We start from the raw sequence: 21714 nt of genomic DNA, 5'->3' as shown, positions 1-21714 counted from the left end.
GTTTTATTTTTGTTCGTGATGATTAAATTGATTGCAAAAATACAAAAAAATATTGTATTCTTGGCTTGATTACCTATTTAAAAGCAAACATATTCCATTTGTGTTTGCTTTTATGCAGTAGGTCCACGAATAAAAATAGTATAGAAGTATCCTTTTTCACATTTTGCGTAGGAAGGAATTTCTATTTTTGCCGAAACTGAAACAAGTCTTGGCGAAGTGATATCGGTAAATATGCATGCATTACTGAAGGTCGTTTGTTTGATATGTTCCTCTTCAGATGCTTCTTTGATTGCTTTGATAACTGACAAAATGTCTTGTTCCAAAGCTTTGGCTTCTGGTTGTAGTAATGCTTCCTGAAAAGACATATCAGCCATCGCAAGTTTTAGCGCAGATTCGTATTTCTGTGCTTCCACTCCTGTTGCTGCTAAAACTACCAGCAGTACTGTGATATATCTATTCATCGGTTATATTTTAAATTAAATATAATTCTGAATAGCAAAGATAATGCCAAAATAATAATTCCTGGCTGGTAAGTTTGTATAAATGCGCCGATAAGCATCAATACAAGGCATATTCCGTAAAATATAGAATATCGAATAGCCCATTTACTCCATGCTCTTTTTTGTAATGATTTGATAACGGACCACCCAAATGCTAAAACAAGTGGATTGAACATCAATATCTGTAAATTACATTGTACCGTTGGATGTTTAGAGAAAAGCATGGCAAACAATACAATTCCTACAATTCCTGTGGCGAAATAGAAAAAAATATCCAGGGCCCATATTTTTTTACCAGTACGGTATTCATATAGGGAAATTATTACGGTGAAGATAAATAGTAGGGCGAAACAAACGGTTGGCGTTAGTATGTAGCCCGAATTTTCAGTTTTATCTTGTTTGGATATTAGCCAGGATGTAGATTCTACCAGGGGCATTTTCTGATTTTGTAGAGAATCAAAATGGCCTGTTAATTGTATGTGATTCCAGTCGTTGGATAGATTTTCCGGGAGAAATTGATATTCTGATTGTGAAATGTCAAAATCTGCAGAAACGCCAAGCAGTAAATCTTCACCAAACTGAGTCCATGGTGAGGATGCATTCCATTTATGAATCTCTTTACGATAAGTAGAAGGTATGTATGCCATACCTTTTACGTCTTCCTGTCTGTTAATGTGATCAAGTATGATATCCCTTGCCTTAGTAGTACAATTGTTGAAAAAAAAGTTATATCGGTAAGTGATATTTTCAGGTCTGCTATTTTCTTGTATAGCCTGTAATATTTCCCATTTTTCTTTACGAGACAACTGTAGTTTCTGTTGTTTTATCCATCTTCCTTCGTGTTGATACTGCCAAATGAAATCTGACATATCTTGTATCCCCATGGTATAGTCTGTCTGTCCCAGAATAAATCGTAAGATAAAGTTTGGCTGAGAAAACGAGAACATTCCATAGTTGATGGCGAGGTCTTGTTGGCGCGCTTTGTCGTGGATACGAAGAGCTGTGTGTCCGAACATGGAATAACTTTCCTGTCCTGGTCCACATGTTAGCAGACAGATGTCTACGGAATCCATAGAGCCCAAATCATAGTCACTCTGAGCATTTACATGTGTTGTTACCGATAATGTAAATACCAGTAAAAAGGTTCTTAAAATATATTTAAAAAGTTTCACGATGCAAAAATAACTTATATTTCTGACTTAACGTGCACAAATCTCGTTTTTTTTCAATACTTTTGCAACTTGATATTTCGAAACCTATTAAATATGAAAAAAATAGCAGTTGCTGCTCTTTTTGCAGTGATGACAATGTCTGGTTATGCCCAGAGTGGTACAAACTCACCTTATAGTCAATACGGATTAGGTGTGCTTAGTGAACAATCTAATGGCTTCAATCGTGGTATGAACGGTTTAGCCCTCGGATTTCGTGAGCACAATCAAGTGAATTATCTCAATCCGGCTTCTTATTCAGCCATAGACTCTCTGTCTTTTATTTTTGACATGGGTGTTTCTGGTCAAATCACTAATTTTAAAGAGGGTAATACTAAGGTAAATGCCAATAATGCAGATTTTGAGTATGCTGTGGGTGGCTTTCGTGTAGCTCGTCATGTCGGAATGGCTTTTGGTATTGTTCCTTTTACTAATATAGGTTATAATTATGCTAGTACCAATAATTTAGTTACGTCCTCAGCTCCAACATCTTCTGCTGCAACTACATATACCAATACGCTGTCTGGTGACGGTGGTGTACATGAAGTGTTTTTAGGCGCAGGATGGCAACCTTTGAAAGGCTTTTCTTTTGGTGCTAATATTGGATATATATGGGGTAGTCTTAATCGGTCAGTTGTTACATCATATTCTGATGCTTATGTTAAGTCACTTGCGCGTTATTATACTGCAGATGTTCGTAGTGTTCACTTCAATGTAGGTGTGCAATATACACAGCATCTGAATAAAAATGATGAGATGACATTAGGTCTTACCTATTCTTTAGGTAATAAGATGACAGGTGATGCGGTTATGCAGGATATTTCTACAGATCCTCAGAGTAGTCAGTCTGATACTACTTCTTATTCTATAGGTGATGCTTATCGTATTCCTCATATGTTTGGAGTTGGTATCATGTACAATCATGCTAACCAGTTGAAAGTGGGTGCTGATTATTCATTCCAGAAGTGGTCAGGTATCTTATATCCAACTTATGTTAGTAGTAACGGGCAGCGTGATTACGTTCTGCGTGATGGCGTATACCAGAATCGCCATAAGTTTACATTAGGTGGCGAGTATTGTTATGGTGAATACGATCGTCGTTTCCTTCGCCGTGTGAAGTATCGTTTGGGTGTTAGTTATGCAACACCTTATTATAAGATAAATGGTCAGGATGGTCCTAAGGAGTATTCTGTAAGTGCAGGTTTTGGTATTCCTATTATCAACAGTATCAATAATCGCTCTATTTTGAATATTAGTGGCCAGTTTGTTCGTACAGAAGCTACAGGCATGATTAAGGAAAATACTTTCCGTATCAATATAGGCTTGACATTTAATGAGCGTTGGTTTGCTAAGTGGAAAGTAGAATAATTGTTCTTAAAAACCATATATAAGGAATGAGAAAAATTGTTCTGGGATTATTTACTTTGGTTTTATTTGCCATGACAGCCTGTCAGGAGCAAGTGGAACATACGGCTCCGGCTATATTGCCAAGCGATTCTGCTGCGATGATGAGCTCTTATGGGGTTAATACTCTTATTTCCGATTCAGGAGTTATCAAGTATCGTATTGTCACAGAGGAATGGATTGTGAATACTAATCTTCATCCTTCTCGTTGGATATTCAACAAAGGATTGTTCCTGGAGCAATTTGATGAGAAATTTCATGTGAATTCGTATATTCAAGCCGATTCGGCCATGTATTATGATCAAGATAAGTTGTGGCATTTGCGTGGTCGAGTTAAAATCTTGACCAAGGATGGATTGAGGTTTGCTAGTGAAGAGTTATACTGGGATGAGATGAAGCATGAAATCTATTCTTATACTTTTTCACGTTTAGTTACGCCAGAACGCACCCTGCAGGGTACCTATTTTAGAAGTGACGAACGTATGACCAAATATACTGTGAGCAATTCTCGTGGCTCTTTCGAAAGAGGAGACATGGAAAACAGTGGTACAGACTCTGTACGCAGTGCGCCAGATACAGTCAAAGAGCGTATTCGCCCTCAAGCATTGCCACAGCGTAAAAATGAATCTATACCTTTAACACGTTAAATGACAGACCCGATAGACATACCAATTATAATAGGTATATTATTAACTATGATATTGTCTGCATTCTTTAGTGGAATGGAGATAGCCTTTGTTTCGTCCAACCGAATGTTGGTCGAGATGGATAAAGAGAAGAATGGTTTTTCGCAAAAGATGCTTTCTATGTTTTATAAGCATCCTAATGGTTTTGTGTCAACCATGCTTGTTGGTAATAATATTGTCCTCGTATTATATGGTATCTTTTTTGCTCAAATATTTGATCAAACGTTATTTAGGTCTTTTACGCCAGAGACAAAAGTACTCTTAGATACAGTTTTTTCTACTTTGGTTATTTTGTTTACGGGCGAATTCGTACCCAAGACTTTGTTCAAAAGTAATCCTAATCGTCTGCTTACCGTGTTTGCCCCATTGGCCTATTTGTTTTATATCGTCTTGTGGCCACTCAGTAAATTTTCAACATTAATCAGTAAATGCCTTTTGCGTATATTGGGTATAAGGGTAGACGAGGGATATGATGAAGAAGAATTTTCGAAAGTCGATTTAGATTATCTGGTTCAATCAAGTATCGAGCATGCAAAAAGTGAGAGCGATATCGAAGATGAAGTAAAAATATTTCAGAATGCTCTTGAGTTTACTGACTGTAAAGTAAGAGATTGCATGGTTCCCCGTACAGAAGTGAATGCAGTGGTAGATACCTGTAGTCTAGACGACTTGCGTCAGAAATTTATAGAGAGTGGAAATAGTAAAATAATAGTTTATCATGATGATATAGATCATATTATAGGCTATATTCATTCTTCTGAATTGTTTCGTAACCCAGAGAATTGGGTAGATCATGTACGTACGATGCCATTTGTTCCTGAGACCATGGCAGCACAGAAACTGTTACATACTTTCTTGCAAAATAAGAAAACTCTGGGTGTTGTCGTTGATGAATTTGGAGGAACAAGCGGTATCGTTTCTCTGGAAGATATTGTTGAAGAAATTTTTGGAGACATTGAGGATGAGCACGATACATCTAACTTGATTGCTAAGAAGTTAAATGACCATGAATTCTTGTTATCTGCTCGTATGGAGATAGATAAAGTAAATGAAATGTTTAACTTAGATTTGCCCGAAAGTGACGATTATATGACGGTAGGTGGATTGATACTTGCAGTGTATAAAAGTTTCCCTAAGGTAAACGATGTCGTACGTGTAGGTCAGTACGAATTTAAAATCCTTAAGAATACCATGACAAAGATAGAGTTAGTGCGCTTGAATGTGGCCGTAAAAAACTAATTTTTAGTGTTTTAATGCACTAGTTTGATAAACTTTTAGTATTTTTGTAGCCGTTTAGTATGAAAAAACAAATAAAAATATAGAAAAACAACAAAAAATGGCAGCTTTAGGAACAATTAGAAAGAGAGGCGTCATTCTGATATGCATTATCGGTTTTGGCCTTTTTGCCTTCATCGCTGAAGAAGCTTTCCGTTCTTGTGAGTCTAGCAAGAATGACCAGCGCCAGCAGGTAGGTGAAGTGCTCGGTGAAAAAATTAGTGTTACTGATTTTCAGAAACTCGTTGACGAGTACACTGAGGTTATCAAAATGCAGCAGGGAACTGATAATCTTCCTGAGGAGCAGATGAATCAGGTGAAAGACATGGTATGGAATACATACGTACAGTCTAAGCTCGTAGAGAATGAGGCAAAAGAATTAGGTCTTACTGTTACTGATGGTGAGTTGCAAAACATTCTGAACGAGGGTACTAACCCAATGCTTTTGCAGACTCCATTTGTTAATCAGCAGACAGGTCGTTTCGATGCTAGTTCTTTGAAGAAATTCTTGGCAGATTATAAGTCTAATCAGAGTGCTCAGAATCCTCAGATGGCAGAGCAGTATCAGAAGATTTATAACTATTGGACATTTATAGAGAAGACACTTCGCCAGCAGACTCTTGCTCAGAAGTATCAGAATCTTTTGGCTCACTGCTTCATCTCTAATCCTGTAGAAGCTAAGATGGCTTTCAAGGAGGAAAATGAAGAGAGTTCTATTCAGTTGGCTTCTTTCCCTTACAGCGACATTCAGGATGCTAAGATAAAGGTAGAAGAGAGTGATATGAAGGCTAAGTATGAGGAGCTGAAAGCTCGCTTTAAGCAGGCTATTGAAAGTCGTGATGTAAAATATATCGATGTTCAGGTTAAGGCTTCATCTTCAGATCGTTTAGCTCTTCAGAAGCAATTCGCTGATTTCCAGAAGAAACTTGCTGCTGCTGAAGATCCTACAGAGATTCTTCATAAGAGTGGTACTTCAGTTAACTATCTTGGTATTCCTGTTGCGAAAGATGCTTTCCCTACCGATATTGCAGCTCAGCTCGATTCAATGGCTGTAGGTTCTACATCAGCAGTTAAAGCTAATGCTCAGGACAACACTTTGAATATTATTAAGCTTATTGCAAAGCAGGAGTTACCAGATTCTATCCAGTTCCGTACTATCCAGGTTTCAGGTGCTACTCCAGAAGCTGCTCACAAGACAGCAGACTCTATTTATACAGCACTTCAGGGTGGTGCAGAATTTGAAGCTTTGGCAAAGAAATATGGTCAGACAGGTGAAAAAACTTGGATGACAACCAAGCAGTATCAGTTTGCTCCAAGTATGGATAAGGATACGAAGACATATATTTCAGCTTTGAATAATGCAGCTGTAAACAGCTATGAGAATATTGCTCTTGGTCAGGGTAACGTTATCCTTCAGGTTGTTGATAAGAAAGGTATGATTAATAAGTATACTGCAGCAGTTATCAAGAAGACCATTGATTTCTCTCAGGATACTTATCGTGCAGCATATAACAAGATTTCTAGTTTCGTATCAGCAAACCAGAATGGTGAAGATTTGTTGAAGAATGCAGCTAAGAACGGTTATACAGTACAGGAAGCTAATGATATGACAACTTCACTTCATTATGTAGCTAATATCCATTCTACACGCGATGCTTTGAAGTGGGTATTTGATGCAGATGAAAAGGAAGAATCTCCACTTTACGAGTGTGGTGACAATGATCATCTCCTTGTCATGGTACTTAACAAGATTCATCGTGCCGGCTATCGTGATTTGAGCGATCCTCAGGTTCGTGAAATGGTTAAGGCTGAAGTTATCAAGGATAAGAAGGCAGAGCAGATTATAGCTAAGGTTAAGGGTGTGAAGAGCATTGCAGCAGCTAAAGCTAAGGGTGCTAAGGTAGCTCCTGTTAATCAGGTAACATTTGCAGCTCCAGTATTCATTGCTTCTGTAGGTGCAAGCGAACCAGCTCTTTCTGGTGCAGTCTCAGCTACTGCTAAGGGTAAATTCGTTAGCCATCCAGTAAAGGGTAATGCTGGTGTTTACCTCTTCCAGGTAACCAACAAGACAAACCGTCCTGTTAAGTTTGATGAGAAGGCTATGGAGCAGAAGCTTCGTCAGCGTGCTATGCAGTATGCTGGTAACTTTATGAACGAGCTTTATCTCAATGCTAAAGTTGTAGATAATCGTTATTTGTTCTTCTAATAGATTAGAACATTATACTAGATACACAAAAAATCCCTCGATGTGGTAAGCATCGGGGGATTTTTTTGTACCTTTGCAAAAACAAAAAGAAATGTATGAAGCTAGTCAAGCCTAAAAAAAATCTCGGTCAGCACTTTTTGACTGATCTTAATATTGCTAAGGCGATTGCAGACACCGTAGATGCCTGTCCTGATATTCCTGTTCTCGAGGTAGGTCCTGGAATGGGTGTACTTACTCAGTATCTTAAGACCAAAGACCGAAAGGTGCGTGTTGTTGAAATTGACTCTGAATCAGTAGCCTTCCTTCATGAGAATTTCTCATTTATGAGTGAGGATATTTTGGGAGAAGACTTCCTGCGTATGGACTTAAATAAGGTATTTGATGGTCAGCCTTTTGTACTTACCGGAAATTATCCTTATGATATCTCATCTCAGATCTTCTTTAAGATGCTCGATAATAAAGAACTCATACCGTGCTGTACAGGTATGATTCAGCGAGAGGTAGCTCTGCGCATAGCTTCTCAGCCGGGTAATAAAGCTTATGGTATTCTCTCTGTATTGATACAGGCATGGTATAATGTGGAATATCTTTTCACGGTCGATGAAAATGTGTTCAATCCGCCACCAAAGGTCAAGAGCGCTGTTATTCGTATGACACGTAATGATGTCATGGACTTGGGGTGTGATGAGAAACTTTTCAAGCGTTTGGTTAAGACCGTGTTCAATCAGCGTCGTAAGATGCTTCGTGTGAGCATAAAGCAGATGTTTCCTGGAGTAAAGGCCAGTGAGGAATTTATGACAGGAGAGCTTATGACCAAGCGCCCTGAACAATTGTCAATTCAGCAATTTATAGAACTAACTAATCTGACTGAAGCAGAATTAATCAAAGTCGGACTTATACAGAAATAATGGAAACAAAATTAGAGAAATACAACCTCATGTTGAAGCAGGCTGCTGCTCTGATTGAAGGCGAAAGAGAGTTGTTGCCTATATTGTGTAATGTTAGTGCACTAATGGCACAGACATTTCAAGAAACATATTTTTGGGCAGGATTTTATCTTGTGAAGGGAGAGGAACTGCTTCTTGGTCCATTTCAAGGAACAGTAGCATGTGTACACATCAAGAAAGGCAAAGGTGTCTGTGGAACAGCTTGGGCTAAAGCAGAGACTATTATTGTGCCTGATGTAGAAGAATTCCCAGGTCATATCGCTTGTAGCAGCCTTTCTAGAAGTGAAATCGTTGTGCCTATTAAGGTAGACGGTAATGTAGTAGCTGTAATTGATATAGACAGTAAAGAACTGGAGTCTTTTGATCAAGAAGACCAGGCTGGGCTAGAGCAATTAGCAGATCTGCTGGCTGCTCAAATTAAAAAAGCAGAATTTTCTTGCTTATTTACAAATTAATCTATATTTTTGTATAATAGAAATTTTTAAAAAATTATGATAGACGTAAAACAGACATTAAAGGATGCTGAGAGCAAGATGCAGAAGGCATCTAACTTCTTGGCAGAAGAGTTGGCACGTGTTCGCGCAGGTCGTGCTAATGTAGCCATTCTTGACGGTGTAAGAGTAGAATCTTATGGACAGATGGTTCCTCTTAATCAAGTAGCTAACGTTCAGGTATCTGATGCCCGTACCATCACTATTCGTCCTTGGGATCGCAAGCAGATTCGTGATATCGAGAAAGGTATTATTGATTCTGAAGTTGGTGTAACACCAGAAAACAATGGCGAAATGGTTATTTTGCGCCTTCCACAGCCTACTGAGGAGCGTCGTAAAGAGCTTGTTAAGCAGTGTAACAAGATTGGTGAGCAGACCAAAGTACAGATTCGCAATATCCGTGCTGACATCAAAGACAAACTAAAGAAGGCTGTAAAAGATGGTCTTTCTGAGGATTTGGAAAAGGATGCAGAAACAGATTTGCAGAAGACTCATGATAAGTTTATCAAGGATGTTGATGCAATCCTCGCTGACAAACAGAAAGAAATCATGACAGTGTAATCTTTCAGCGTAGTGAAAGGACTTGTTATCAAAAATACCGGTAGTTGGTATACGGTAAAGGCTGACAACGGCAAGATTATCGAAAGTAAGATAAAAGGTAATTTCCGATTGAAAGGTATTCGTTCTACCAATCCCGTTGCTGTAGGCGATAGGGTTGAGTTGATTACTAATCAAGAGGGTACAGCCTTTATTTCTGCTATAGAAGACCGTAAGAATTATATTATTCGTAAGGCTTCTAACCTGTCTAAGCAAAGTCATATTTTGGCAGCTAATCTAGATCAGGCCTTTCTGATAGTTACCATCAGTCATCCGCAGACTTCTACAACATTTATTGATCGCTTTCTTGCAGGTGCTGAGGCTTATCGTATACCTGTAGTTTTGGTATTCAATAAGCATGATGTACTCGATGAAGATGAGATCCGCTATGAGGGCATGATGATTAATCTATATGAAACGATAGGTTATCAATGCAAGGTTATTTGTGCAAAAACGGGTGAAGGAGTCGACGAGTTGCGCCAAATGCTGCAAGGCAAAATAACATTGTTTAGTGGTAATAGTGGGGTAGGAAAGTCTACGCTTATTAATCAACTGTTGCCTGATGCCCATCTGAGAACATCAGAAATTAGTGAAGCTCACGATGCAGGAATGCATACTACAACCTTTAGTGAGATGCTCGAATTTCCTGGAGGTGGGTATGTCATTGATACACCGGGTATCAAGGGGTTTGGAACTTTCGATATCGAAAAAGAAGAACTTACAAGTTATTTCAAAGAAATATTCGAATTTTCGAAAGATTGTAAATTCTCAAATTGCACCCATACTCATGAACCTGGTTGTGCTGTGATCAGGGCAGTAGAAGATCATTACATATCTGCTAGCCGGTATCAATCTTATCTCTCGATGTTGGAAGATAAAGACGAGAATAAATATAGAGAAGCTTTTTAAGGCTTCTCTTTTTGTTTTTGTGATTGGTTGTCTTCTGCAACATTCGGTACAGTTGTTTACCGAATAATATTTGGGATATAAGTAAAATATCTCAAATGAGATGACTTGTTTATTAGGTCATTTAGAATTTGGTAAAAAGCTAATCGATTCTTTGTCGTAATTTATATTATTTGTTTGATAAATGGCAGCGCTTCGTTTTTATGGAGTAAAGGGTATGTTTTTGTTCTGTAAAGAGTATACTTATGCTCACTAAAGAGTATACTTATGTTTAGTAAAGAGTATACTTATGCTCAGTAACTAATCAAAGAAAATGAAGAGATGTTTTTTTCCAAAGTTTTTTTTGGGCTGGCACTTCGCCTTCGTACACATCCATGGGCTTCTTGTTACCAATGTTCATGTGCGGCCGGACGTTGTTGTTGAAGTCAATCATTGAACCTATTTCGCATTCCGTTATGGAAGATGCTCACATACATACTGCGGGTTTATTAACCTTGAATATGGTCAAATACAGTTGATTTAGTAAAATATGCGATAAAAGAAGGTGAAAAAGGCATATAACTTAACATACTTACCCTTATTTTGAAACATTTTATACCTTTTGTATAGGTTTTGTTTTCGTAATTTTGTCTTGTAAAACCGTAAACAATCTCTATAATAATCTCCTAACCGCTATACGGGAAGAAAAGACGAATTGACAAAGAGATACCATGAACGATAATTTTTAATAACTAAATTCTATGAAAAAAGCAATGCTAATTTTGATGGCAATGATATGGTCGTTTGCCTCAAGTCTTAGCGCTAAGACTGTTACCGGATCAGTCGTGTCTGCTTCGGACCACGAACCACTGATTGGAGCAACGGTTAAAGTGCAAGGAACGCAAGCCGGTACTGTCACCGATCTTGATGGTAATTTTTCTATTGAAGCTAATGATGGACAAACACTTATTGTCAGTTATATTGGCTTTGTCACTCGACACGTCAAAGTAACAGGCAATCATTTACGCATCGTTTTAGAGGATGAAGCCAACTCACTCGAAGGTGTGGTTGTTATTGGCTACGGTGTTCAGAAAAAGAAACTGGTTACTGGTGCCAATATTGATATCAAGGGTGATGACATCGCCAAGTTAAACACCTCTAATCCTCTCCAGGCACTTCAAGGTCAGACTCCAGGTATGAGTATTATTTCGCAATCTGGTCAACCTGGAAGTGGATTAAAGGTAAATATCCGTGGTATGGGTACTATAGGTAACTCTGATCCATTATATATCGTTGATGGTATTCGAGGTGATATCGCCAGCTTGAATCCTTCCGATATCGAGAGTATCGATGTGCTTAAAGATGCTGCATCTGCAGCTATTTATGGTGCACAGTCTGCTAATGGTGTAGTGCTGATTACGACCAAAAGTGGTAAGGAAGGGCGTGCTGTCGTTAGCTTTGACGGTTATGTAGGATGGCAGAATAAGGCTCGTTCTATCGATATGCTTAATGCTCAAGAATATAAGGAGATTATGGACGAACAGGCTATCAACTCTGGAAAGAATCCATATGACTGGAGTAGTCTGGTAGACACCTATAATGATGATGGTAGTCTAAAACAATATGGAATATACGATACTGCTGGCAATCTTATCGATACAGACTGGGTGGACCAGATGTTTAAGAGCAATGCCAAAACAGAATCTTATAATGTTGGTGTAACGGGTGGTGTAGCCAATTCTGGAACCTATGCCGTATCTTTAGGCTATATGGACCAGGAAGGTATTGTAGGCGGTAAAGATGTAAGTAATTATGAGCGTTACAATTTCCGTGTTAACTCAGATTGGTTAGTAAAAAAATATCTCAGAGTAGGCGAGCAGATAAGTTATATTTATACCAAGACAAAGGGTATTATGGTGGGCAATGCCTATAATAATTCATTGAGAGCTGCATTTAACACCTCACCATTTACTCCAGTTTACAGTGATAATACTTACTATGATTCACCTTATAATGCGACAGACAAGAGTGCATGGATTAATTCTGATGGTAACCCTTATGGTTTGATGATGACCAATACTAATAATCAGACCAATGCCTCTCGCCTTACAGCTAATGCCTATGCCGAATTGGAATTGATTAAAAACTTGAAATTCCGCACTACCTTGGGTTATGAGAACTATACCTCTAATTATCGTAGTTTTACTCCTCTTTATCATTTCAGTATTTACAGTTTTAATGATACCAAAACGAGTGTAAGTCAGAATTCAAGCACGAACCAGCAGATTACTTGGACTAATACCTTAACCTATGACTGGAAATTAGGCGAGCACAGTTTTAATGCCCTTTTAGGTATGGAGAGCTGGCGTTTTGAAGGAGTCGGAGTTGGAGCAGGAAATGCTTATTTGAAGAGTGGTTTTGAAGATTGGACCCATGCTTATGTAAGCAATGGTACAGCTACCAATGCTGATGATGGTTTGAGTGCCAGTGGTTCTCCTTCCGTTAACCAGCGTACACTGTCTTATTTCGGTCGTCTTGGTTGGAACTATAAAGAGACTTACATGGTTAATGCTACTCTTCGTGCCGATTCTTCTTCACGTTTTGCCAAGGGGCATCGCACGGGTTGGTTCCCATCTATCAGTGCCGGTTGGATTTTATCAAACGAGAAATTCTGGAAACCGATATCTTCTGTAGTCGATTACTTTAAATTCCGTGCTAGTTGGGGTCAGGTAGGTAACCAGAATATCGGTGAACTGATGTGGGTATCTCCGATTACTACCTCTGATGCCTATTATAATTTTGGCACAACCTTAGGCGCCGAAGGGCAATCTGCATATTATGGTGCCTACGAAAGCCGTCTGGCCAACCCAGAGATTAAGTGGGAAACCTCAGAACAGTGGGATTTGGGTTTTGATGCACAGCTTCTCAAGGGTAAGTTGAATGTTAATTTTGACTGGTATAACAAGACCACCAAAGACTGGCTTGTTATGGCTCCGATACTCGCCACAGCAGGTACTGGTGCTCCTTATATAAATGGAGGTGATGTAAAGAATACTGGTGTAGAACTCGGTTTGAGCTGGAATGATAATATTGGTAAAGATTTTCATTATTATGTAAATGTAAATGGTGCTTATAACCATAACGAAGTCGGTAATATTCCGACAGCAGACGGTATTATCCATGGTACAGATGGTAATGGACAACTCTATGATAATTCGACAGAATTCTATCGTGCAGAAAACGGACATGCTATCGGTTATTTCTGGGGTTATAAGACAGCTGGAATATTTCAGAATCAGCAGGATATCGATGATTGGATTGCTGCGGGAAATGGTGTTCTCCAAGGTTCATCAGTAGCGCCAGGTGATGTGAAATATTATGATGTAAACCATGATGGTAAGATCAATGATGAAGATAAGGTAGACTTGGGTAATGGTATGCCAGACTTTACTTATGGTTTTTCTTTAGGCTTTGACTGGAAGGGTCTCGATTTCTCCATTCAAGCTAATGGTATGGTAGGAAACGATATCGTACAGAGCTATCGTAATGTTGGTAATAAGACCTCGAATTATACTTCTGCCATTTTGCAGCGCTGGACAGGTGAGGGTACATCCAATAAGTATCCACGTGTAACCGAGAGCAATATTAACTGGCAATTCTCAGACCTCTTTATTCAGGATGGCAGTTTCCTGAGAATCAGCACTATTACGCTGGGCTATGATTTTGCAAAGCTGCTTCATCAGAAGTGGTTCTCTCAGGCTCGTCTCTACTTCCAAGTTCAGAATGCAGTTACCTTTACCAAGTATGACGGTATGGACCCTGAAATCGGATATGGCGTAAACAGCTGGGCATCAGGTGTAGACTTGGGTTATTATCCACGTCCACGTACTTGCCTTGTCGGTGTAAATCTTAAGTTCTAATATTAATGGAGGAAACCAAATGAAAACAAATCATATTATAATAGCTGCAATGGGATTTCTGTCTTTAGGCAGTCTCACTTCGTGCAGTGACAGTTGGCTGGATGTGGATTCCAAAACAGAGTCAAATTCTGGCAACTATTATAAATCGCAGGAAGATGGTCTACGCGCTCTATATGCTTGCTATGATGGCTGGCAGCGTACTGTAAGTGACGGACCAACATTTACTCTATATCAGTTAACAGAAACCATGAGTGATGAGTGTTTTGGCGGAACAGGAAACAACGATGGTCGTAATACGCAGATTATCGATCGTTTTGACATGAACCAGTCACCATCGTATACGAATATGCACAATCAGTTATGGACTTCTTATTATACAGCTATATTCCGCTGTAATGAGCTGATTGATAAGTCAGAAGGTATAACATGGACTGATGAAAAACTCAGAGATCAATATTTAGGTGAGGCTTACGCTCTTCGTGCCTTTTGTTATTTCGATTTGCTGCGTATTTGGGAGAATATACCACTTGTCATACATGCCACTAGTGAAAACGTGCCTCAGGCTACACCCGATTCGGTTTATGCTCAATGTATCAGCGATCTGAAGCAGGCTATCAGTATGATTCCTGCCAATGCATATCCAAAGTCTGAAGCTGCTACTAACGATGGTCATGTTACCAAATATGCGGCAGAGGCCATATTGGCACGTTTATATTTGTTCTATGATGGTTATTACAACAATAATCAGGGGGGTAGTGTAGTCGGCATGCTTACCAAGCAGGAGGCTCTTGCTGCTTGTGAGGATATTATTAACAGCGGTGAGTTTGCTTTGATACCTCGATTCAAGGATTTGTGGCCAGCTTCTAGTGATACCAAGAATTACGAAGGTAATTGGGTTAATACAGCAAGTACATACGCAGGTAATGGCAATGCTGAGACTGTACTCTCTATGAAATTCAATTATACAGCCGATTATAATGGTAATAATGACGGTAACCGTTTTATCGTAATGAGTGGCCTGCGTACCGGAAGTTGTGTATATGAGCGATACGGTCAGGGATGGGGAGCTATGACCGTGAATACCAAACTTGCTTCTGCTTATGGTCCAGGCGATTCGCGCCGACAGGCTTCTATCATAGACTGTGCGTCATTAGATGGCTATGAAGACAACTATATCAGCGACCAGCGTGAATACACAGGTTATGCGATCAAGAAGTATACACCGCTGAGTAAGTATCAGAATGGAAACCTTACGCACTATACAGATGGAGATGCTGCCGGTGATTTCCAGATTTCTCAGTATCAAGATTGGGTACTCGTGCGTTATGCTGATGTACTGCTGATGGCTGCAGAATTGGGCAGTACTAATGCCGAGACTTATTTTGACGAAGTACGTAAACGTGCCTATACAGACGATGAAGGTAATCTGAGCAGCAATTACATCGATCTCTCTGCTACTCGAGAAAATATCTGGAATGAACGAAAGAAAGAATTCGCTTTTGAGGGTATCCGATATTGGGATGAACTGCGCCAGGGACTTGAAACAGCAGCAAGTCAGATAGCAGAAAGCAATACGACTGTGCTCAGCGGTGGTGTAAAGGACAATATTGTTATCACTACCCAGAATGTCATTAAGAAGCGTGGCTTCTGTCAGATACCACTTGAGCAGATTACACTCAGTAATAATGTGCTGAAGCAAAATCAAGGTTGGTAATCATGACATCACGTAATAATCAAATACGATTTTAGAATCTAAGACAATGAAAATAACGAAATATATATATTCGCTCCTGGCCGTTGTCATGATGGCTTTCATGACAGGGTGTTCACCAGATGAATACGCATTGGGCGAAAAAGATTTATCATCAGATGATTTGGTTGAAGGTATTGCCTATACCATCACACACGATAGTAATAACCCGAACATTATCTATCTGAAGAGTTTGTTACCAAGTAACTATGCGGTTACCTTTGATACTCCTCAGGGACGATTCCAGGCTAATTCGGCTACGTTGAAGATTCCTTTTAATGGTGAGTATCAGGCTCGTATCGGTGTCACTACCCGTGGAGGTTTCCTTTGGGGGCCTTACGCCGATTTCACAGTGGAAGACTTTTGCTCTGAGTTTGTAGACGATCCGCTGTGGACTTATATCAGTGGTGGAGTAGGTAAGTCGAAGACGTGGAAACTCGATATAGATGCCAATGCTCTTACCAGACATTCTGATCTTTGGGCAGGTCCGTTAGGTTTTTGGGGTGTAGATGATGATTGGAGCACTTGTTTCCTTGGTCAGACTGCAAGTGCCGGTGACCACTGGAACTGGACTCCTGATATAGCTGGTAACGGATGGGTTATGACAGCCATGGATTATGGTTATATGACCTTCGATCTTATTGGTGGTGCTCATGTCACAGTGCATAATAACGAGACTGGCGAAGAGTGGAGAGGTACCTATATGCTCGACACCGACAATCATACCATCACTTTGTCAGATGCAGAACTTCTTCACAACTCCGGTCATGATGGTGTTGTTACCAACTGGAGCAAAAGTCTGAAGCTGATGGGCTTGGATGATGACCGTCTGCAGATAGCTGCACTTCGTGATAATTCATCAGAAGGACCATGTCTGCTTTGTTACAATTTCTGTTCTCAGGATTACTGGGATAACTGGAAACCTGTTGTTGACGAGACACCAGTAACTCCTACTTTAATGGAAGGCTGGAGAAGTTTGATACAGAATCCTACCAATCGCGAGATAACCTTTAAGTTGGCAGAGGATGGCGATGAAGATGGTTTTGCCTTCGGCTATTGCAATCTGGATGGTAGTGTGAAAGACGCAACTCTTTCTGCAAACGATGGTATAGAAGATGCAACTTTAGTACTTTATTATGGTGGTACAGATGCTACCAATACTTATACCTACACGGCTCCTGATGGTAGTGCCATAACGGGTACTTACACTTTGGATGATAATGGTATCTTTACATTCAGCAATGGATTGGGCAATACAAGTCTTGGTGCTAACTATAATATGAGTACCAATGCTGATAATACACTACGTATCATGTCTGTAACCAAAGACGACTATACGGGGTCGCTCAAGAGCGTATGGTTAGGTAAGCAGTGTATTGATGACCAGGGTAACCTCTTCCAATATCAGGGCTATCACTGGAAAGCTCAGACTGCAGGAGCAACCGTGAAGAAATATAAGGGTGTCTTAAACTATTTCAGTACAGGTTTTGCCGTTACTTTGAGCAGTTCTGATGTCTTTATTACGGGAGATGGCGACTACACCTTCACCATCAATGGTGCAAACAGTGAGCCTTATGGTATTTATCTGGATATTGCCAAGCTCTATGCAGATAATAACAATTGCGATGTTATAATCAAGAGCATCAAGGTAGATGGTAATGAGATCTCATTTGATGATGCCACTATCGACCGTGGTACAGCCGACGGAGACCATTCTACAGTTCGTCGTTATATCGTTAATCCATGGGGTAAAACCGCCGATGAAGCATCGAAGTTTAGCTTTACAAGCAGTATCGAGGTAACAGTACATGTAACTTATGATACCGGTGAAAATAAGATGGAACCTACTGAGGCTGGTGCTAAACGTAATTAATAATAACTTTAATATTCTGACATGATGAAATTTAGATATATAGCAGGTGGACTGCTTCTGGCAGGATGTACAATCACACTATCGGGTTGTAGTGATGATGATGAGTACAGTGCAGCCACGGGTAATATTATTACTACGATAGAAACAGGTGATGCTGTAGTCACAGCTGTTTCTGCAGAGTTAAAGGGAAAGGTGTTGGATCTTTCCAAGCAAAACTCTGATGCATATAGTGTAGGTGTGGTATATGGTGAAAATCCTGATCCTACTACAGCTGGCACCAAAACAGCTGGCAGTATTGATTCTACGGGTACAGTTACCACTCAGTTGAAGGGGCTTACTAAAGGTCATACCTACTATTATTCTACCTATGCCACATTGCAAGGCATAGTGACTAAGTATGGTGAGGTGAAGAGTTTTGTGGCGACAGATGCCAAGATAGCGACCATTGGTGCTACAGATATTACTGCGACCAAGGCTACACTCGGTGCTCAGACCCAGGGACTTGACGGTATCATGATAGAAGGCGAGAGTGAGATGAACTATGGTTTTAAGATTTCTACAGATAAGGCTCATCTAAGCGATGGATATGATTATCCTATCGTAGCCTCTTCTAATCATGTCAGTAAGTCTGTACAGGGTTTGTTGCCAGGCACAACCTATTATTATACATCCTACTTCCAGTTGGGCGATGGTTACGTATATGGCGATACACTGAGCTTTACCACAGCTCAACAAGAGATGCCTTATGTAGATTTAGGGTTATCTGTACTTTGGGCGCAGTATAACTTAGGTGCTGAGGCAGAAGAAGAGTCAGGTGTACACCTTGGTTATGGCGATTTAACTGGCAGCAATGTCAGTACCTATCTTACAGACTATTCTGTAGCCACTGATATAGCAGGAACAGACCAGGACATTCTGCATCAGATAGATATTGATGGAGATGCACTCATGCAGAGTGCACTTCCTACCCAAGAACAGATGGCAGAACTCGTATCAGGAACCACTCAGAAGGAAGAAACGGTAAATGGTGTTAACGGTGTTCGTTTCACGTCAAAGTCTAACGGCAACAGTATCTTTATCCCTTATGGTGGTTATCGTGACGGACAGTCTATAGTAGGAGAGGGTGCTCAGGGCTTGTTATGGTCGGGCTCTATTTATGCTCCTGCTACTGATTACAGTCAGACTCTTAACATTACCAATGGGGCAGCATCAACAGGAGTTTCCAAGCGTTCTTTGGGCTTGGCTATCCGTTCAGTCCGCAGGTCTCCAGAGTTATCGGTCGATAATAGCAAACTGGTTATTGGCGATTTGGAGAATAATGGCAGAATTCGTGTCGAAATCTATAATCAGTATGGTAGTACCGCTAATCATCCAGGTATTACTCCTTCTATGATTAAGTTTTCTAAGAACATGGCTATTACTTTCACCATCAAGGGTCTTCATGATAACTATAAGAATGGTACTAATGATGGTCATAGCAATATTGCGGGTTTGGAATACGCTTCAGCAAGCTGGAGCCCAAGCCGTTGGAGTAGCTTGACGGGTGACAAGTATGATGCAAATGTTACAGGTGATGGAACTTATACCGTATGGATGGAAACGAGTTCTGCTGCAGAAGGAGCTGCTGTATTCTGTGTAGACATCAATAATCTGGCAAACGACGTGGCAGATGTTTCTAAGGTGAGTGTTGAGATTAATAGCATTAAGTTTGATATAGATCCACTTTATGTTATGGACTATTCGAATACGGTATTTATTAACAAGGATGGTGATAACACTAATGGTCGTATTGAAATATACAACGAATATGGTTCAACAAAGAGTGCCGGTGTAAATGCTTCTTCACTGTCTTTTGAAGGCAATATGATAGTAAACTTTACGATTACAGGTATTGATGGTAATCTCAAGTCAAATGCTTCAAACGCATATCGTACAGAACTTTCTTATGCAGCAGCAAGCTGGAGCCCTTCTTACTGGGGTGGCTCTGAGTTTGGACGTGCTATCGTTACAGGCGATGGAACCTACGAAGTGTTTGCTACACTCAATGCGCATGCAGAAGGAGCAGTGGTATGGACCATCGAACTCTATGATCTCTGGAAAGATCTCATCGATCCAACTCAGGTTAGTGTTAAGATTAATAGCGTTACTTGCCCAGGTATAAGCAAGTAGCGATGAAAGAAAGGGAAGTATGATGAAAAAAAGATTATCTATAGTATCTATGCTAGTCATGGTTTTTACCATGATTAGCTTGGTATCATGTTCAAAAGAAGAGACGATAAGTGGCGGAGGTATTTCGACTTCGTTTCAAGTGTCTAAGTCTGCTCTGCAATTTTCAAAAACAGGTGGAGAGACGTATCTATATGTTGAATCGCCTACGCAGCCAGTCGTATTATCCGATCAGAGTTGGCTTGTGGTTTCGCAGGATTTATCTAATTCTGCCCGTGTGTATAAGTATAAGGTTGCTGCTGCTACCAATACTGATACAAATGATCGCACAGCATCTATCAGTGTATCATCAGGTAGTGAACAGGTTACAGTTCCTGTCAACCAAGTATCTACCGAGGGGTTAATTATCGAGACAGCCAGTTTTGAAGTTTCTGCTGATGGCGGATCTATCACGGTTAAACTCAAGGCCAATGGAGAATATGATGTAACTACACCTTCGTGGATAGCTCAGGCTGATAATTCTACGCGTGCCAATATGCAGGATTATGAAGAGGTATTTACGATAGAGGCTAATATATCACCTTTGGCGCGTACAGGCCAGATATCATTTACAAGAGGTGATATCGTCGAGTCTGTTACTGTAAACCAGGCTGCAGGGCAGGTAGAGGCCAATATGGACCGCACAGCCAAAGAGTTGGCCAAGGCCATGTATCCAGGATGGAATCTTGGTAATACCATGGAAGCTGGTGATATGGCCAATAATTTCACCAATGCAGGTGGATTAGGGGCTGAAACGGCATGGCAGTCTACCCAGACTACGAAAGCCTTAATCGATTTTGTTAAAGCTCAAGGGTTTAAGAGTGTTCGTATTCCTACCTCTTGGGTAATGGGTCATATTACTGATGCTGAAAATATGACGATAGATCCCGCATGGCTTGCCCGTGTCAAGGAAATTGTAGATTATTGTATCTCTGATGGTCTTTATGTATTTATCAATGATCACTGGGATGGTGGCTGGATCGAGGTAGAGGGTTTCAGTAAGACAAGTAGTTCTTATGAAGCTGTTGATGAGACGATTATTGCAGATAAAGTGAATAAGCTCAAGAAGTTGTGGACCAATATTGCCACATATTTTAAAGATTATAATGAGTATCTCATGTTTGCCGGTCTTAACGAACCTTTCCAGGAATATAGCTTGTTTAGTACTCGTCATAGTGAGCTGACTCCAATTTTGGAGCGTTATAATCAGGCCTTTGTAGATGCTGTCCGTGCTACGGGTGGAAATAATGCCAAGCGTGTACTTATCGTTCAAGGACCTTCTACTAATATCAGTTCTACCGTAAACTATTTTAATTTGCCAACGGATACAGAGAATGGTAAACTAATGGTAGAGGTACATTATTATGAACCATGGGATTTTTGTGGTAGTAATGCTACTAAAGACTGGAATGCCGATGCTTCAGTGAAGACGTCTTTTGAGAGTTTGAAGACGAAGTTTGTAAATCATGATATTCCAGTAGTTATCGGTGAATACGGTGCTAACTGGCAGGAAAATACCGAAAGTCATAATGATGCAATTCGTCGTTTCTTTAAGTCTGTAGTAGAGAATGCTGGTAATTGTGGTATCGTTCCGTTTGCATGGGATATTAATGTAGTCAGTTACCCTAATATGTCTATTATTAACCGTACCGGATTGTCTGTGTGGAATACGCCTGCAATGACTGGTATTACAGAGGGTGTTGCTGCAGCTCAGTGGCCCTATTAATCGGGAAGATATCAGGTAGAAATATTCCGACGATTCAAGTA

At 40.1% G+C, this 21714-nt stretch carries 15 protein-coding genes; 13 read left to right on the top strand and 2 right to left on the bottom strand.

The genetic code is table 11. The features are described from left to right. Positions 1 to 110 precede the first annotated feature (110 nt). Both L6469_RS06230 and L6469_RS06225 read right to left on the bottom strand, forming a co-directional pair. On the bottom strand, positions 111 to 461 hold the full coding sequence (locus L6469_RS06230; protein ID WP_223918683.1) for a hypothetical protein: 351 nt from the start codon (positions 459 to 461) through the stop codon (positions 111 to 113). Next, complete coding sequence (locus tag L6469_RS06225) at positions 458 to 1672, bottom strand: DUF4105 domain-containing protein (RefSeq protein WP_074802860.1); 1215 nt, start codon at positions 1670 to 1672, stop codon at positions 458 to 460. Before L6469_RS06225 ends, L6469_RS06230 begins: the two co-directional genes overlap by 4 nt. A 93-nt stretch (positions 1673 to 1765) precedes the next feature. Between L6469_RS06225 and L6469_RS06220 the strand changes: the two genes are divergently transcribed. From L6469_RS06220 to L6469_RS06160, 13 genes are all read left to right on the top strand, one after another. Beyond that, positions 1766 to 3076: a hypothetical protein gene (locus tag L6469_RS06220; protein ID WP_006283560.1), complete on the top strand. Its 1311-nt coding sequence runs from the start codon at positions 1766 to 1768 to the stop codon at positions 3074 to 3076. A 26-nt stretch (positions 3077 to 3102) separates the two neighbouring features. Then, positions 3103 to 3759: an LPS export ABC transporter periplasmic protein LptC gene (locus L6469_RS06215; protein WP_006283561.1), complete on the top strand. Its 657-nt coding sequence runs from the start codon at positions 3103 to 3105 to the stop codon at positions 3757 to 3759. 48 nt (positions 3760 to 3807) lie between these two features. Next, entirely contained in the window at positions 3808 to 5037 is a 1230-nt protein-coding gene (locus L6469_RS06210) for a hemolysin family protein (RefSeq protein ID WP_398360235.1), read from the top strand. A gap of 97 nt (positions 5038 to 5134) precedes the next feature. Continuing rightward, positions 5135 to 7279 (top strand): peptidylprolyl isomerase, encoded by a 2145-nt coding sequence (locus tag L6469_RS06205; RefSeq protein ID WP_006283563.1) that lies wholly within the window; start codon positions 5135 to 5137, stop codon positions 7277 to 7279. 95 nt (positions 7280 to 7374) lie between these two features. Continuing rightward, complete coding sequence (gene rsmA, locus L6469_RS06200) at positions 7375 to 8187, top strand: 16S rRNA (adenine(1518)-N(6)/adenine(1519)-N(6))-dimethyltransferase RsmA (RefSeq protein WP_006283564.1); 813 nt, start codon at positions 7375 to 7377, stop codon at positions 8185 to 8187. Next, positions 8187 to 8681 (top strand): GAF domain-containing protein, encoded by a 495-nt coding sequence (locus L6469_RS06195; protein ID WP_006283565.1) that lies wholly within the window; start codon positions 8187 to 8189, stop codon positions 8679 to 8681. Before rsmA ends, L6469_RS06195 begins: the two co-directional genes overlap by 1 nt. A 36-nt stretch (positions 8682 to 8717) precedes the next feature. Next, a complete protein-coding gene (gene frr, locus L6469_RS06190; protein WP_006283566.1) occupies positions 8718 to 9278 on the top strand; it encodes a ribosome recycling factor in 561 nt (186 codons plus the stop codon). Between the two features lie 12 nt (positions 9279 to 9290). Continuing rightward, complete coding sequence (gene rsgA / locus L6469_RS06185; protein WP_006283567.1) at positions 9291 to 10223, top strand: ribosome small subunit-dependent GTPase A; 933 nt, start codon at positions 9291 to 9293, stop codon at positions 10221 to 10223. A gap of 737 nt (positions 10224 to 10960) precedes the next feature. Then, entirely contained in the window at positions 10961 to 14119 is a 3159-nt protein-coding gene (locus L6469_RS06180; RefSeq protein ID WP_027453022.1) for a SusC/RagA family TonB-linked outer membrane protein, read from the top strand. A 19-nt stretch (positions 14120 to 14138) separates the two neighbouring features. Then, complete coding sequence (locus tag L6469_RS06175; RefSeq protein WP_006283569.1) at positions 14139 to 15833, top strand: RagB/SusD family nutrient uptake outer membrane protein; 1695 nt, start codon at positions 14139 to 14141, stop codon at positions 15831 to 15833. A gap of 46 nt (positions 15834 to 15879) precedes the next feature. Next, positions 15880 to 17742 (top strand): hypothetical protein, encoded by a 1863-nt coding sequence (locus tag L6469_RS06170; RefSeq protein WP_039871202.1) that lies wholly within the window; start codon positions 15880 to 15882, stop codon positions 17740 to 17742. Positions 17743 to 17763: 21 nt separating this feature from the next. Further along, complete coding sequence (locus tag L6469_RS06165) at positions 17764 to 19911, top strand: hypothetical protein (RefSeq protein WP_223918684.1); 2148 nt, start codon at positions 17764 to 17766, stop codon at positions 19909 to 19911. Positions 19912 to 19930: 19 nt separating this feature from the next. Next, positions 19931 to 21673, top strand: coding sequence for a cellulase family glycosylhydrolase (locus tag L6469_RS06160; RefSeq protein ID WP_223918685.1), 1743 nt, complete (start codon positions 19931 to 19933; stop codon positions 21671 to 21673). Positions 21674 to 21714 lie beyond the last annotated feature (41 nt).

The organism is Segatella baroniae B14, assembly GCF_022024235.1.
In the GTDB taxonomy this organism is placed as follows: domain Bacteria; phylum Bacteroidota; class Bacteroidia; order Bacteroidales; family Bacteroidaceae; genus Prevotella; species Prevotella bryantii.
The sequence above is the reverse complement of the archived record's forward strand: the minus strand, read 5'-3'. Positions and strand labels throughout refer to the sequence as shown.